This window comes from Sphingobacteriaceae bacterium GW460-11-11-14-LB5 (genome assembly GCA_002151545.1).
In the GTDB taxonomy this organism is placed as follows: Bacteria; Bacteroidota; Bacteroidia; order Sphingobacteriales; family Sphingobacteriaceae; genus Pedobacter.
The window spans coordinates 3,985,905-4,000,512 of the sequence record CP021237.1; the positions used below are offsets into that span (position 1 = coordinate 3,985,905).

The 14,608-nt window shown below is 37.7% G+C and carries 17 protein-coding genes; 8 read left to right on the top strand and 9 right to left on the bottom strand.

From position 1 onward, the window contains the following. The first annotated feature begins 65 nt into the window (after positions 1-65). From CA265_15845 to CA265_15865, 5 genes are all read left to right on the top strand, one after another. Complete coding sequence (locus CA265_15845) at positions 66-1,529, top strand: molybdenum ABC transporter ATP-binding protein (GenBank protein ARS41046.1); 1,464 nt, start codon at positions 66-68, stop codon at positions 1,527-1,529. A 4-nt stretch (positions 1,530-1,533) separates the two neighbouring features. Next, positions 1,534-2,625 (top strand): 3-isopropylmalate dehydrogenase, encoded by a 1,092-nt coding sequence (locus tag CA265_15850; GenBank protein ARS41047.1) that lies wholly within the window; start codon positions 1,534-1,536, stop codon positions 2,623-2,625. Between the two features lie 10 nt (positions 2,626-2,635). Next, positions 2,636-3,796, top strand: a complete 1,161-nt coding sequence (locus CA265_15855) for a 2-isopropylmalate synthase (protein ID ARS41048.1) — start codon at positions 2,636-2,638, stop codon at positions 3,794-3,796. A gap of 270 nt (positions 3,797-4,066) precedes the next feature. Continuing rightward, positions 4,067-5,317: a threonine dehydratase gene (locus tag CA265_15860; GenBank protein ARS41049.1), complete on the top strand. Its 1,251-nt coding sequence runs from the start codon at positions 4,067-4,069 to the stop codon at positions 5,315-5,317. A gap of 211 nt (positions 5,318-5,528) precedes the next feature. Then, entirely contained in the window at positions 5,529-5,879 is a 351-nt protein-coding gene (locus tag CA265_15865) for a cupin (protein ID ARS41050.1), read from the top strand. Between the two features lie 216 nt (positions 5,880-6,095). On the opposite strand, the gene CA265_15870 is transcribed toward CA265_15865, so the two are convergent. Continuing rightward, positions 6,096-6,656 (bottom strand): hypothetical protein, encoded by a 561-nt coding sequence (locus tag CA265_15870; GenBank protein ID ARS41051.1) that lies wholly within the window; start codon positions 6,654-6,656, stop codon positions 6,096-6,098. A gap of 135 nt (positions 6,657-6,791) precedes the next feature. On the opposite strand from CA265_15870, the gene CA265_15875 reads away from it, so the two are divergent. Further along, positions 6,792-7,202: a hypothetical protein gene (locus CA265_15875; protein ARS41052.1), complete on the top strand. Its 411-nt coding sequence runs from the start codon at positions 6,792-6,794 to the stop codon at positions 7,200-7,202. Positions 7,203-7,210: 8 nt separating this feature from the next. Here CA265_15875 and CA265_15880 read toward each other — a convergent pair whose 3' ends face one another. Continuing rightward, entirely contained in the window at positions 7,211-8,203 is a 993-nt protein-coding gene (locus tag CA265_15880) for a sugar ABC transporter ATP-binding protein (protein ID ARS41053.1), read from the bottom strand. A gap of 150 nt (positions 8,204-8,353) precedes the next feature. On the opposite strand from CA265_15880, the gene CA265_15885 reads away from it, so the two are divergent. Together CA265_15885 and CA265_15890 are read left to right on the top strand one after the other, a co-directional pair. Then, positions 8,354-8,632: a hypothetical protein gene (locus CA265_15885; GenBank protein ARS41054.1), complete on the top strand. Its 279-nt coding sequence runs from the start codon at positions 8,354-8,356 to the stop codon at positions 8,630-8,632. Continuing rightward, positions 8,625-9,038, top strand: a complete 414-nt coding sequence (locus CA265_15890) for a DNA-binding protein (GenBank protein ID ARS43018.1) — start codon at positions 8,625-8,627, stop codon at positions 9,036-9,038. The genes CA265_15885 and CA265_15890 overlap by 8 nt, the downstream gene beginning before the upstream one ends. 108 nt (positions 9,039-9,146) lie before the next feature. Here the strand turns inward: CA265_15890 and CA265_15895 are convergent, their stop codons facing one another. From CA265_15895 to CA265_15925, 7 genes are all read right to left on the bottom strand, one after another. Further along, on the bottom strand, positions 9,147-9,932 hold the full coding sequence (locus CA265_15895; protein ID ARS41055.1) for a hypothetical protein: 786 nt from the start codon (positions 9,930-9,932) through the stop codon (positions 9,147-9,149). Between the two features lie 80 nt (positions 9,933-10,012). Then, positions 10,013-10,774, bottom strand: a complete 762-nt coding sequence (locus tag CA265_15900) for a hypothetical protein (GenBank protein ID ARS41056.1) — start codon at positions 10,772-10,774, stop codon at positions 10,013-10,015. Beyond that, positions 10,755-11,324 (bottom strand): RNA polymerase subunit sigma-70, encoded by a 570-nt coding sequence (locus CA265_15905; protein ID ARS41057.1) that lies wholly within the window; start codon positions 11,322-11,324, stop codon positions 10,755-10,757. Before CA265_15905 ends, CA265_15900 begins: the two co-directional genes overlap by 20 nt. A gap of 398 nt (positions 11,325-11,722) precedes the next feature. After that, positions 11,723-12,880, bottom strand: a complete 1,158-nt coding sequence (locus CA265_15910) for a hypothetical protein (protein ARS41058.1) — start codon at positions 12,878-12,880, stop codon at positions 11,723-11,725. A gap of 189 nt (positions 12,881-13,069) precedes the next feature. Further along, complete coding sequence (locus tag CA265_15915; GenBank protein ID ARS41059.1) at positions 13,070-13,630, bottom strand: protoporphyrinogen IX oxidase; 561 nt, start codon at positions 13,628-13,630, stop codon at positions 13,070-13,072. Further along, positions 13,627-14,370 (bottom strand): hypothetical protein, encoded by a 744-nt coding sequence (locus CA265_15920; protein ARS41060.1) that lies wholly within the window; start codon positions 14,368-14,370, stop codon positions 13,627-13,629. Before CA265_15920 ends, CA265_15915 begins: the two co-directional genes overlap by 4 nt. Then, on the bottom strand, positions 14,370-14,603 hold the full coding sequence (locus tag CA265_15925; protein ARS41061.1) for a hypothetical protein: 234 nt from the start codon (positions 14,601-14,603) through the stop codon (positions 14,370-14,372). Before CA265_15925 ends, CA265_15920 begins: the two co-directional genes overlap by 1 nt. Between the last annotated feature and the right edge of the window lie 5 nt (positions 14,604-14,608).

A 14,608-nucleotide genomic window follows, 5' to 3' on the forward strand; every position in this document is an offset into this window, starting at 1 on the left:
AGGTATAAGACTAAAGCATAAAGACCAAAGTAAAAAAATCAGCGTATCATCCCGAAAGGAGAAAAATAATGTTTAAACCATTCCTTCACATACAGGATTTAAACTTAAGTTACAGCAATAAAGCGGTGCTAAAGGATTTGTATTGGGAAATGAATGTTGGCGAAAGTTATGTAATAGGTGGTAAAAGCGGAACCGGAAAAACATCGTTAGCAAAAGCAATTGCAGGCTTGATTCAAACTCAGGGAAACATAGAAATTGATTTCGATGAACTGAGCAAACTTCCAAAAGAAGTGCTTTATGTAGAAAGCTGGTATCAGTTTAAAAATTTAGAGGGCGTTGCCAATTTTTATTACCAACAACGTTACACCAGTCAGCAGGCCAAAGAAACGTTAACCGTTCATGCCGAATTGGTTTCTTATGGTAAAGAAAAAGGCTTGCACTTCGATCAGGTTGAACCCATTTTAGAAGCATTAGGATTTGCAACATTCGCCAGTTCACAATTAATCGAATTATCCAGTGGTGAACATAAAAAACTGCAACTGGTTAAAGCCTTATGGTTAAAACCACAATTGCTTGTTATAGACCAACCGTACACTGGTCTTGATGCTGCTTCGCGTAAAAACCTGAACATTTTATTGGATCAGGTTTCAGAAGAAGGTGTTCAATTGATCCTGATCTGTAATGAGACCGAATTACCAACCAGCATCAATTCTTTTGCTGAGATAAGAGATGGACAGCTTATTAAGGTGGAGACTCTGGAAAGTGTGGCAAACACCGAAATCCACTTGAGGAAAATTCCGGCTTTCCTAAAAGAATCGCCTGTTTACAGTTCTCAGGATATCGTAAAAATGGTTAATGTGAACATTAGCTATGGCGAGAAACAGGTTTTAAAAAATATCAACTGGGAAATTAAGGCTGGAGAAAAATGGCTTTTACAAGGCCATAACGGTTCAGGGAAGTCTACTTTACTGAGCCTGGTAAATGGCGACCACCCCCAATCTTATGCCAACGAACTTTATTTATTTGGCAACAGACGTGGAAGTGGCGAAAGTATATGGGATATTAAGCAGCATATCGGATTGATATCGCCCGAGTTTCACTGGTATTTCGATGCCACTGCTACCGTTTGGCAAAGTATTGCCTCGGGCTTTTACGATACGGTTGGCTTATTTCAGGTATTACCCTACACTAAAAGCACACAGGTTGATGAACTTGTTGCATATTTTGGATTAACCGAAAACAAAAATGAATTATTAACCGCACTTCCACTCGGTAAACAACGATTGGTATTGTTAGCGCGGACGATTATAAAAAATCCTGAACTATTAATTCTGGACGAACCTTGCCAGGGTTTAGACCAGCAGCAAACACGACATTTTAACCAGTTGGTTGATGAATTGTGCAGCAATGGGATGACCTTAATTTATGTTGGCCATTTTGAATCGCAGCTGCCAGCCTGCATAGAAAAAAGAATATTGTTAGAAAAAGGCGAAGTAAAAGTCGTCGAAACTATACTAGAAAACGTTTAGTACAATGAAGAAGAACATTTTAGTAATACCTGGAGATGGTATTGGACCCGAAGTGACCACTTGGGGAAAAGCAGCGTTAGAAAAAATTGCCGAGATTTTTGGCCATGAATTTGCGTTTGAAGAGGCCTTAATGGGCCATGCGGCTATTGAAGTTACTGGTGAACCTTTACCAGACGAAACTTTAGAAAAAGCAAGACAAAGTGATGCAATCCTCTTTGGGGCAATAGGCCACGCCAAATATGATAACGACCCTAGTTTAAAAGTTAGACCAGAACAAGGTTTGCTTAAAATCCGTAAAGAACTGGGTTTATTTGCCAATCTCCGCCCGATATTACTATTTGATGAACTTCTTCAGGCATCGAGCATCAAACCGGAAATTTTGAGAGGAACCGATATTTTGTTCTTCCGCGAATTAACCGGTGACGTATACTTTGGCGAAAAAACACGTTCTGAAGATCGCAATACGGCTTCAGATCTGATGATTTACCACCGTTACGAAGTAGAACGCATTGCACATAAAGCTTACCAGGCGGCACAACAACGTAACAAAAGATTATGTTCAGTAGATAAAGCAAATGTTTTAGAAAGTTCCCGCCTATGGCGCGAAACTGTTCAGGAAATTGCAAAACAATATCCTGATGTAGAAACCGAGCACATGTTTATCGACAATGCAGCCATGCAATTGATCAAAAACCCTAAAAAATTCGACGTGGTTTTAACGGCCAATTTATTTGGCGATATTTTGACAGATGAGGCTTCGCAAATTGCAGGTTCAATGGGTATGCTGGCTTCTGCATCTGTTGGCGAAAGCACAGGTTTCTTCGAGCCTATCCATGGCTCTGCACACGATATTGCTGGTAAAGATTTAGCCAATCCATTGGCTTCTATCCTATCGGCAGCATTAATGTTAGAAATTGGATTCGGACTAAAAGAAGAAGCCAAATTATTGGTTGATACCATCGACCAGGTATTGAAAGAAGGCTTTAGAACACATGATATTGCCGACCAAAGTACCAACCGATTTAAAGTTTTAGGCACAGCCGAAATGGGCAAATTGGTCCTTAAATTCTTATCTCAAAAATTAATCACTTCCTAAACTTAAGATTATGATTCACGACCCGAACAAAGTTTATATTTTCGACACGACATTGCGTGACGGTGAGCAGGTTCCAGGCTGCCAGTTAGATACAAACCAAAAAGTAGAAATCGCTAAATCACTTGAGCTTTTAGGTGTTGATGTGATTGAGGCTGGTTTCCCGGTATCTAGTCCTGGGGATTTTAACAGTGTAATTGAATTATCAAAAGCGGTAACCAACCCCATAATCTGTGCATTAACCCGTGCAAATAAAAACGATATTGATGTTGCTGCTGATGCTTTACGTTATGCAAAAAGACCGCGTATTCACACTGGGATTGGTTCATCTGATTTCCACATTAAACATAAATTTAACAGTACCCGCGAAGAAATTTTAGAACGTGCGGTTGAAGCCGTAAGGTATTCGAAAAAATTTGTGGAAGATGTTGAGTTTTATGCAGAAGATGCCGGTCGTGCTGATATTGAATTTTTAGCCAAAATGGTTGAAGCAGTTATTGCTGCCGGTGCAACTGTGGTTAATATTCCCGATACGAACGGTTATTGCTTGCCAGACCAATATGGTTCGAAAATCCTTTTCTTAAAAGAAAACGTAAAAAATATCGACAAAGCCATTATCTCTGTGCACTGCCACAACGATTTAGGCCTGGCTACAGCAAATTCTATCGCAGGTTTGCAAAATGGTGCACGCCAGGTAGAATGTACCATTAACGGTATCGGAGAGCGTGCAGGCAATACATCAATGGAAGAAGTCGTCATGATTTTGAAAACGCACAAGATTTTAGGTTTAAATACCCAGATTGATGCGACCCGTTTCTATGAAATGAGCCACATGGTGCGTAACCAGATGAATATGCCGGTGCAACCGAACAAAGCAATTGTGGGTGGCAATGCATTTTCACATAGTTCAGGTATCCACCAGGATGGTTTCTTGAAAAACCGCGAGAACTACGAAATTATTAAACCAGAAGATGTTGGTTTCCCTGATGCAACTATTGTGTTAACTGCAAGAAGCGGACGCCATGCTTTAAAACACCATTTAGACCGTTTAGGCCATAAATTGGAAAAAGATCATTTAGATATTGTTTATAAACAATTTTTGGTTTTGGCTGATAGCAAACAAGGTATAAACGACCAGGATTTAAACCAATTGGTTGCTTTGCATTTGGCTTAAAAAGCCAAAAGGTTAAAGACTAAAGCTAAAAGCGATTGGCGAATTGCCTTAAAAACTTTGAGGGGTGTCCCCCTTTGGAGGGGGCAGGGGGAGGATTTAAGTTTGAAACACAAGCTTGCTCCCTAAACCTGATTGGAATGGGCATGAAGCGCAGCGGAATAAAATGTAAAGCAGGACTTCAATAACCAATAGAACACCGAAGCCTGCTTTACAAAAAATATATAAGTGAAATTAAGTCTTGACTAAAATCTCACTTCTTGATACTAAATTATGAATACAACAACACCGAATACATTAGATTTTCAATCTGCATCGCAACGGTTAAAAGGCGTGGTAAAACGTACGCCTTTAGAGTTTAACGCCGGACTTTCTGCGCATTACAATGCCAATATTTACTTAAAAAGAGAAGACCTGCAGATTGTACGCTCATACAAATTACGTGGTGCCTACAATAAAATTAGCTCTTTGCCACAAGATGCATTAATTAACGGTGTAGTTTGTGCAAGTGCAGGTAACCACGCGCAAGGTGTAGCTTATTCATGCAAAAAACTTGGTATTAAGGGCGTTATTTTTATGCCAGAAATTACACCGAAACAAAAGGTTAAACAAACTTACATGTTTGGTGGCGACAATGTTGAAGTTGTTTTAGTGGGCGATACTTTTGACGATTGTTTAAAAGAAGCTTTGGCCTATAGTGCTGAAAAATCGGCTACTTTTATTCCACCTTTTGATGATGAAAAAGTAATTGAAGGACAGGCAACGGTTGGTGTAGAAATTTATGAAGATCTGCCTGATTTGGATATGATTGTAATGCCGGTTGGCGGAGGTGGTTTAGCATCAGGCGTAAGCGCTTATATGAAAACCGTTAAACCTGAAGTGAAACTGGTTGGTGTTGAGCCGCTGGGTGCACCATCAATGGTTACGGCAATGGAATATGGCGGCCCTTTTACCTTAGAAGAGATAGATCGTTTTGTGGATGGTGCCGCTGTAAAAAGAATTGGCCACATCACCTATGAATATTGTAAGGAGCTGCTGGATCAGATGCATTTAATTCCTGAAGGAAAGATTTGTACAACCATATTAAAGTTGTACAATGAAGATGCCATTGTAGTTGAACCTGCCGGAGCACTCTCTGTGGCTGCATTAGATCAGCTTAAAGACCAGATTACAGGTAAAACGGTGGTTTGTATTGTAAGCGGTGGAAATAACGACATTGAGCGCATGCAGGAGATTAAAGAGAAATCGTTACTTTTCGAAGGCTTGAAACATTATTTCATTGTACGTTTCCCGCAAAGACCAGGTGCTTTAAAATTATTTGTAAACGAGGTTTTAGGTCCACAGGATGATATTACCCGTTTCGAGTTTATTAAAAAAACGAACAAAGAAAATGGCCCCGCATTGGTTGGTATCGAACTTTCTAATAAAAACGATTATGCCAGTTTATTACAGCGCATGAAAGATTTTAAATTTGAAATTATCGAATTAAACCAGGACCAGACTTTGTTTGAATATTTGGTTTAAGGATTTTAACCACAGCGAACAAAGAGTTTTTTCGCAGCGTATACAAAGTAGGAGTCGTCATTCCCAACTTGATTGGGAATCGTAATGCAATAAGCTTTAAGATTCCCACTTTAGTAGGAATGATGATCAATTATTCTAATTTGTCATCCTGAGCCTGTCGAAGGACAATCCAGGTGTTTCGACAAGCTCAACATGACATAACTTATAAAAAATGAATTTCAAAGACTTAAGCAACAAAGCATTAATTTCTGACAATGATATCGATTGGGAAGATTTAGGCGGAGGCGTTAAACGCAAAATTATGGCTTATGATGATCAGCTGATGTTGGTTAAAGTAGACTTTGAAAAAGATGCCATTGGGACCATTCACAATCACCCTCATTTGCAAATGAGTTATGTAGCTAAAGGAAGTTTTGAGGTGAGCATGGGCGATGGTAAAAAAATCTTAAACGAAGGCGACGTTTTCTTTGCGCCATCAAATGTATTCCATGGCGTGGTTTGTTTAACAGCTGGATTACTAATCGATATTTTTAATCCACATAGGGAAGATTTTATAAAATAAGACGGAGGTCGGGAAGTTTGGGTATATATTAATAAATGCCGTCATTTCGAACGGAGTGCAACGCAGTCGAGAACCACGTAGTGCTCAGCTAAGCTAAACCTGTCTCGAGACATTTTTGATTTAGATCTCACCAGTTCACTGCGCTTCAGTCGAGATGACGTGATCTAGTGTGTCGATCGCTAGGAACCTTCCGCCTTAAACCTTTTACCTTCCACCTCATTCAAAGGTAAACCGCACATTCTTATAGCCCAATCCTTCAATAATCGGTTTAAGTACTGTTGTAGCATTGGTTTTGGTTTGCGTTAAAATGGTTGATTTTTTAACTTCAGCAGTAATTTGCCTTTCAGCTGCTTTATACGCTTCGTCTACTAAATCAGCTTCACGAAAGAAAGCCATCTTGGTATCGTAAACGCGGGAGTTTTTATGATCTATTTTTACATAACATATTTCAGGCTGTGGTAAATTTACTACAGCAGTGTCCGCCTCAATATCAATATCTTCGCGGGTAATTTTCGTTAAATCGATACAGCCTACGGCTTCGGCTTTAACAATCAGCAACACACTGGCTTCGGGCAAAAAATCTGTTTTATTTTTGTGTTCTAAAACATCGCTAATCTGGTACCTCACCAGCTCTAATTTGCCAATAGCTTCAATTTTATCGACCAAAAGCTGGTGTTTACTTTCTACAGAGGTATTGATACTAAACTTTTTAGAGATAAATAAATACCCTGCAACGACTAAAATTAACCAGGGTAAGAGGCGAAAGAAGAGCTTCATCATAAGAAAAATAGGGTGCTAATATTTGTGTATTTAATCTGTTGCACAATAATTAATCCATAAATCTCCGATTTATTTTTTTTGGCAGCAGATTTGTAATAGCCATATCACACACACAAATAAAAACTAATCACAATGAAAAAACTTACCATCTTAATGCTTTGCATAGCCACACTAGGTCTGGCTTCTTGCAAAAAAGACACTATTGTTCAACCGAGCAACGCAATTTTAACTGTAGTTAGAGATATTTCTGCTAATGCCTGGGTATTAAGTAGTGATGGAAAAACATTTTCCGCGAATATTGCCGTTCCAGAAATAGACCAGTTCCATATTGATAATGAAGGAACTTTAGTTTACATTTCTTACAATAGCGGCGCAAGTTACATCGCCCTACCATTTGTTTATAATGTAGATGCTTATAGCTATGAGGTATACAAAGGTGGCGTATCTATTGATGTACAAAGTTCAGATTACCAGGCCACAACTCCAATAAAACCAACGTCAACAGTAAGGGTTAAGATAGTCCTTGTTGGAAACGATTTATAGTTAATATTTTAAAACGCTAAAAAACGACTAATGTTCAATTGAACGTAGTCGTTTTTTTTGTGCGCTCCTCTGTTCAGTTGTATTGCACGGATGCTGACCCCATTTCTTTCTAAAAGCAGTTCGTCATAAAAACCTTTGTAGTACACATCTTTTACTTCAAACCGCCTGCTGCTCCAGCTATTGCTTATTTCGGCCCATTCAGGGTAAAATACCACCGAATTTCTTTCTGTTTTTAAACCAATTTTTTCAGCATCAGCTTGAGATAAAACCACAGCATTGCCCAAAATCTGGGCCGTATAAATATGTTTTGGATGCTGATAAATTTCGGAAGGTTTTCCTGTTTGCAACAGTTCTCCGTTTTTCAGGATCAGTAACTGGTCGGCCAGAAACAAACCATCAGCCGGATCGTGAGAAACCAAAATTACGGTAACACCGGTTTCTGAGGCTACTCGTTTAATATCTGCCCTGAGCTGGTTTTTAAGGAGGGCATCAACCTGGCTGAAAGGCTCATCTAAAAGTAAAACCTGTGTATCGGCCACCATAGCTTTTGCTATGGCCACACGCTGCTGCTCTCCCCCGCTCAGTTCAATAATTTTTTTATTTTGAAGTGGTAAAATCCGAAGGTGTTCCATAATCTGGAGCGTTTTCTCGGCTTTGGTTTTAAGGTCGGTATTCGATAACTGTGAGGCAATATTATCGTAAACCTTGGCATAAATATTTAATGAAAAATCCTGTGTAACCATTTTCATCTGCTTATGGCCCGGGATAAGTTGTTCATCAGGTCCCTTAACCCTTTTATCTTCGAAAAAGATTTCACCTTCATCGGTTTTCAACAGCCCGTAAATGGATTTCAGTAAGGTCGATTTTCCGCTTCCGCTCTCGCCAATAATGGCCACTACATCACCTTGTTTAATCTCGAAACTTACATTTTTAATTCCGCCGGCTTGTTCTGCCTGATATTGCTTGGTTAAATTTTTAACACTGATTATGGTATTGCTCACGTGGTAAAGATAAGAAAAAGGTAGAGGGTTTTGAGGAGGAGGGTTTAAGCGTAAACAAAATTACACGTGTGTTATATTTTATTTTTGCACGTATACAGACATCTATGTATCTTTACATCAATATATCTTGACATCAGTAATTATAGAGCCATGAACACTAAACTAACCTTAACCATAGATAAGTCTGTAATTAAACAAGCTAAAGCTTATGCAGAACAGCAAGGCAGAAGCCTGTCTGCGGTGGTAGAAAATTATTTAAAAGCTGTAACCAAAAGGGAAGAAGTCGCGAGCAAAGATGATGAGCTCCCGCCAATAGTGAAATCGTTAAAAGGTGCATTTAAAATGTCTCCAGATTTTAACTATAAAGAAGAATTAAATAAAATCAGAGAAGAGCGATATCAAAAATACCTGAATAATGAAAATCAGTAATGTATTAATAGATTCAGATATTATTCTTGACTATTTTCTTGATAGAAAACCTTTTTCTGACGATTCATCAAAAGTTTTAGCATTGTGTGAGATTGGAAAACTAAAAGGTTTTGTAACTGGGATCGCTATTGCTAACATCTATTATTTATTAAGAAAAGAACATAGCCCTAAATCGATATTACAAGGCATAAAGGATTTATTAAACTTTTTGGATGTAATAATTGTGAACAAAGAGGTTATCTTACAATCCATCGATTCCGAATTTTCTGATTTTGAAGATGCCCTCCAGAATTTTTCTGCTGAAAACCATGGATCAATTAATGTTATAGTTACGCGAAATACTAAAGACTACAAAAAAAGTAAACTAAGTGTGCTAACCCCTACGATGTTTCTAAAAACATTATAAAACAAAAAATCCTGTCTCGCCTAACCGAAACAGGATCTGTTTTATTTGTGCATTAATTTTCTCTGCCCATTGGGAGAATTTATTAGTCCCCTGTAGGGGATTTAGGGGTTAATTCAAGCCAAAGGTAACCCCGAAACTCATGTTCTTTAAACCAGCTTGCTGTGCGGTAGTAAACATATCGTTAAAGTAATATTTGGTAAATAAACCTATACCACCATAACCAAACCTAATGGTTCCGCCGTAACGAACCGATTGAAAGTGATAGCTATCATATTGTTTTTCTTTACCACGTTCCTCACTTATCTGTTTAATTTTTCCGTTTAACAAAAAGCTCACCTCCGGGCCTAAAACCAGGTAAAATCTTTTGCTGTTTTTGTTTTCGCTAGTACGGAATTCGAAGTTTAAGGGAATATGCACATAGCTACTCGAGAATCGGTTTTTTGAAAAATGTACAGGCGCCTGATCGGTGTATACAAATTCGTTAGAATTTTTAGCAATGGTAATATCTTTTCTTAAGCGAATTAATGTCCAGTCGAATCCACCTGCTACATAAATTTTAAAGTTAGAGTTGAAACGGTAGCCCAATTGTAACACATCGAAAGAGAATGTACTGGTTTTACCACCTTTATAATCCAAGAAATCGTTGTTTGGAGATAAGTTAAAGCTGCCATTGTCGATTAATCTGGAGAAGCCCAAATCAACCCTTGTAAAAGTAATTCCACCTACGAAACGTCCTTTTTTAACTGAATCTGCAGCTTTGGTTTTAATGATGATGCCATGTCCTTCACTATAATCCATTTTCTTTTTGGTACTATCCTGTTGAGCAAAAGCACCTGGAGCCATAACACCGGCAAGCCCGCTTACCAAAAGTGTTGTATAAATTAGACGTTTCATATCTGTGTGTTTGTTATGTTAATTGTTGTAAAACTTAAATGTTTAATGTTAGACACTGTTAACTGATCATTAAAAACTCTTTATTTCTTATTGCGTTTACCTATTTTAAATGGGCCAATATTTATCGATGCCAAAGAAGAATCATCATCATCAGTACGGAACTGGATCAGTTTGTCTTTTCTTTTATCCATTTTGTTAACAATCAGGTTTACCACGTCGCCAACATTACGAATGCCTTTATTGGTTTGCTCGTTATCGTTAACAGGCTCATCTGTTTTAACAGTTGTAGGATTAGCAACAATTAAGGTTTCCTCTTTTGGCTGCAAAATCGCCTCCTCAATTTTTGTTTTAATATCTTTTTTAGGTTCCTCAACTTTGGCTACTGCGGTTTCCTGTTTTTGCATATCAGGTGCAGTAATTATCGTTTGCTTTTCCTTTTCTATAACCGGTTTCACTTCTTGTTTCACTTTGGTTTTGGCAATGGCGCTCGCTGCCTTAGGTTGAACTGGTAAAACTGGTGCGATATTTTCAACTGGATCAACAATCTTTGCAGCATCTTTAACCATCGGTTCTTGCACTGTTGGCTTAGTTTTTTCAATGGTGTTACCTGCCAATTGCTTACCTCCCTTAGTGGTATCCTGTTGTTGATAAACCAAAATTCCAAGTGTAGCAATTAATAACACTGCTGCTGCCGATAACCAATAAACAGGTATGATCCTTTTTTTCTTAGGCGCTATTTCGCTTTCGATATTGCTCCATAAATCCCTCGAAGGTGTTACTTCAGCGTCAGCAAAAGCATCCTTAAATAACTGATCAAAATCCTTATCCCGTATAGGTTGCATAACCAAATCCCTCCATTTTTATAATTTCTTCTTTTAATATTGCTCTTGCCCTCGACAATTGCGATTTACTCGCGCCTTCTGAGATGCCAAGCGTTTCTCCAATTTCTTTGTGCGAATAACCTTCTATTACATACATGTTAAAAACCATGCGGTAACCATCTGCCAGTTTTTGTATCACCTTCATTAAATCCTGCATCCCTAAGGTGCCAAAATCAAATCCGGTTGATGGTTGCTCGTAAGCTTCATCTATTTCTACTACGTTTAAGCTGCGTAAATTTTTACGGTAACTCTCAATCGCAGTATTCACCATTACTCTCCTAATCCAGCCTTCAAAAGAACCATCACCTCTATACTCTTTTATTTTTTGAAAGATCTTGATGTAGCCCATCTGCAGCACATCTTCTGCCTCCATCCTGTCTTTGGCGTAGCGCATACAAACGGCCAACATTTTCGATGCCGTTTGCTTGTAAAGCAGCTCCTGCATCTTCCGGTCGCCAGCCTTGCAGCCTTCCATCAAATCGTTTATCGTATAGCTTCGCGTCAATTTCATTGTGTGTTTGTATATAGAAGATGGCAGATTACAAACAATGGTTGCATGAGGAGAGAAAAAAAAGTTAAATAAAGTTAAAATAAGAATCACATCTATTGATTATCAAATAGATATGATTAAAATATTTTTCAAGAAAGATATAGATTTTTGTTTTGGAAAGCAATGGCAGGTGCATTTTTGAAACGTTAGTCCTGCTATTCGTTACAATCTTTTTTATACTGCTGTCATGCTGAGGCACGAAGCATCTGTTTCATCAGTTGCGGATGCTTCGTACCTCAGCATGACACCATATTGAAGCTTGCTGCAGAAAAAAGGATTTTCACTGCTATCAGGTTTAGGAATTTGAGTTAGTGTTTAAAATTTATTATGAGTTTAATCACCCTCAACCTTTCTACCATCTACCTTCCCTCCTTTTTCACCTTAAACAATTTAAAATCCTGTTTGTAGGTTAAGAAAAATGAGTGATTAAACTGAAGTTGTTTATCGGTATGGTCTAAATCGATATGTGGTTCAAAACGCACATCAAGGTATAAATGCGGAATTAATTCTTTTTGGTAAGCATAACGCAACGAAACAATGTTTCTGGCGCTCTGCTTCAAACCTGGACTATATAGATTATCAGATACCGATTCGTATAATGGCATCCCTTTAATCGAAATAAAATTATTACCCTTCCAGTAAGAAGCTACCAGGCTTCCCCATTTACTTTCTACACCGGCATTTAACCATAAGCCAAAACCACCCTGGTAGGCTCTTCTTTTATCCGGCGAAAAATCTTTGTAAACCGCTATGTAGTTATCCGTATATACCTGTTTAATATTGCTGTTGATATCTTTATGCAATTTTATACCTGTTGCGCCATTAAACATGGTCGTAATCGGGATTTCTTTAAGTACATCAATCTGCCCACCCTGGTGGAAAGCTAAAAACTGCGCTGGAATACTCAATTTCCAGTCATCATTTTTAATTAAAAAGCTTTCAGTTGATAAACCTCCGATAATTTCTTCTTTTGCCGGATCGCCTTTATAAATCATTTTCTGCCAGGCTATCCAGGCATCTAAAGTAAATTTCTCACGTTCTACCAATAACTGTGTTCCGTATTCAATCGGTGTGGTTATGGTTCTTTCGAAATCGTACAGCGGCTCAATATATTTGTGTTGAATGTTGCCTTCTAAACTTCCAAAAATTAAGGTGAGGTTTCTTTTATGGTATTTTACGCTAAATAAAGGTTTCGCATCTGAGACCCCGTTCCTTCCAAAGTCCTTTCTGATAAATGCACCCGCGGTGATGGCCAGATTTGGATGCGCATAATAAACAATTTGTGGCTGCAACTGCGTACCGTACAAAGTATAACCATCATGAAAATCGTTGGTATACTCGTAATTACGAACGTAGTTTAAATTGTAAAAGTTGAAGTGAACCTCGTTGGTTAAGCTGCTATCGGGGCGGATTCTATTTTCAAAAGCCAATTGATTAAACTGAGCCGAAGCGAAATAAGTACTAAAAAGAAAAGATATGAAGAGTAAGGTCTTTTTCAGACCTGTAGATGTAAACATGCGCTTTGATTTTATCGCCCAAATTTAGAATAGTTTTTGGTTTATTTAACCGCAAAGAACGCGAAGTTTACGCAAAGGAAACAAAGTTAATAGGGGTTGATCGCTAAGGCACAAAGAGCACAAAGCTTTTTTAACACCATTAATTAAAAATAATATTCTTGGTGGCTTAGTGACTTTGTGGTACAAAGATTATTCTCCACGTTTCTTACGATAGTTCTTGTACAGTTTAACTGCAATCATAATGGCCATCGCTACCCCCATGATGCCAATTAAACCATAAATCCAGTTAATGGCACTTTTAAGAATCACCACAAATACAATAGCGATCATAAAGATGGTCGCCAGTTCACGCCACAACCTCAATTGAAAACTGCTTAGCTTATATTGATTGTTTTTAAGCTGTTTAACGATGTTTTGACAGATGAAATGATAGATGAGTAAGCCAACAACAAAAGCAAGCTTCACCCACATCCAATCGGCCTGCAGCAAGCCCTGATTTAAAGTTAACATAGATGCGCCTGCCAAAACAGAAATAATCATGGCCGGAGTGGCAATAATTTTCCATAAAGTTGCCTCCATTTTAACAAACTGCTTTTGAAGGATACTTTTTTCGGGTTCGGGTTTATCGTTCGCTTCTGTGTGGTAAATAAAAAGGCTCAGGATATAAAACAATCCAGCCATCCAGCTAATTACAAATACAATATGTACTGCTTTGAAATATTGGTAATATGGCAGTAAGGCTTCTATCATTTAATCTTATTCAAAATATAATTGTCCAACCAATTTGGAACATTAAGAACTTCCAGATTCAAAATTCCATCTTTAATGTTTCCAACAAAGTCATGTTTTATTCCTGAATTGTCCCAAAGATAAGTTTCATCTGCCTTTTTAAGCATATCGATTAATAAGTCCATTGTCAAAAAGTAACGCTTCTCAATCTTTTCTGCCTCAACTAAATGGCCGCCTTTCAAAATCCTATCCTTTACACGCTCTAAATTCATCTTTGGCGTTTCAGTACCTATAAAATAAAGATAGACCTTATAATTATTACGATGAGCAAAATCAATAAGCTCTAATTTTGAAGGATGTGAAAATACGGTTTCGAAGCTGAATGATTTTTTACTTCTGATTAATGAATATCGAATAAAATCTGCTATAATCGCAAAATGGTAAGAATTGTAAACCGTTGCAAATGTTATATTTTTAACAACAACATTTTCTCTAACAATTAAATTCCAACTGTCTTTACTGAAACCTGCTTTTGTAAAAAGTCCACTTTGAAAACAAAACGACTCAAAATCCTCGTTCGTAGCATCTATTTCAAAATCAGATAAGTTGAGAAAATTTTTCTTCTTAAACTCTTCTTCCAATAAATCTGCATTAACAAAAATTCTGGTAGAAAAATAGCTCGATTTTATAGAATCAAATAAAGTAGTTTTACCCGAGCCATTAGGACCGGCAAAAATTCTCAATTTAGGCTGTTGGGGCATTAAAAAAGTTTAATTCTCTTTGCAGAAACCCTTCTTCTATTAAATTTACCTTCTGCTACCTTAACTGTATCACCGTTATTGAATGTTCTATAAACACCATCCGCTTTAACTTCGGTTCTACCTAAATTTAAGGCATCAACAACCCTAAGAACATCTTCCATCTTCTTATTAACTGCTCTAATTAATTGTTTAATCGGCAGCTTATCCTCATCACTTAAAGATTTAACAGTCATATTAT

What these genes read in the sequence shown, in the direction of transcription:
- CA265_15885 (ARS41054.1), top strand. Translation starts at nt 8,354, where the DNA reads ATGAACACTAAACTAACCTTAACCATAGATAAGTCTGTAATTAAACAA.
- CA265_15905 (ARS41057.1), bottom strand. Translation starts at nt 11,324, where the DNA reads ATGAAATTGACGCGAAGCTATACGATAAACGATTTGATGGAAGGCTGC.
- CA265_15895 (ARS41055.1), bottom strand. Translation starts at nt 9,932, where the DNA reads ATGAAACGTCTAATTTATACAACACTTTTGGTAAGCGGGCTTGCCGGT.
- CA265_15855 (ARS41048.1), top strand. Translation starts at nt 2,636, where the DNA reads ATGATTCACGACCCGAACAAAGTTTATATTTTCGACACGACATTGCGT.
- CA265_15900 (ARS41056.1), bottom strand. Translation starts at nt 10,774, where the DNA reads ATGCAACCTATACGGGATAAGGATTTTGATCAGTTATTTAAGGATGCT.
- CA265_15875 (ARS41052.1), top strand. Translation starts at nt 6,792, where the DNA reads ATGAAAAAACTTACCATCTTAATGCTTTGCATAGCCACACTAGGTCTG.
- CA265_15915 (ARS41059.1), bottom strand. Translation starts at nt 13,630, where the DNA reads ATGATAGAAGCCTTACTGCCATATTACCAATATTTCAAAGCAGTACAT.
- CA265_15870 (ARS41051.1), bottom strand. Translation starts at nt 6,656, where the DNA reads ATGAAGCTCTTCTTTCGCCTCTTACCCTGGTTAATTTTAGTCGTTGCA.
- CA265_15910 (ARS41058.1), bottom strand. Translation starts at nt 12,880, where the DNA reads ATGTTTACATCTACAGGTCTGAAAAAGACCTTACTCTTCATATCTTTT.
- CA265_15850 (ARS41047.1), top strand. Translation starts at nt 1,534, where the DNA reads ATGAAGAAGAACATTTTAGTAATACCTGGAGATGGTATTGGACCCGAA.
- CA265_15920 (ARS41060.1), bottom strand. Translation starts at nt 14,370, where the DNA reads ATGCCCCAACAGCCTAAATTGAGAATTTTTGCCGGTCCTAATGGCTCG.
- CA265_15860 (ARS41049.1), top strand. Translation starts at nt 4,067, where the DNA reads ATGAATACAACAACACCGAATACATTAGATTTTCAATCTGCATCGCAA.
- CA265_15865 (ARS41050.1), top strand. Translation starts at nt 5,529, where the DNA reads ATGAATTTCAAAGACTTAAGCAACAAAGCATTAATTTCTGACAATGAT.
- CA265_15925 (ARS41061.1), bottom strand. Translation starts at nt 14,603, where the DNA reads ATGACTGTTAAATCTTTAAGTGATGAGGATAAGCTGCCGATTAAACAA.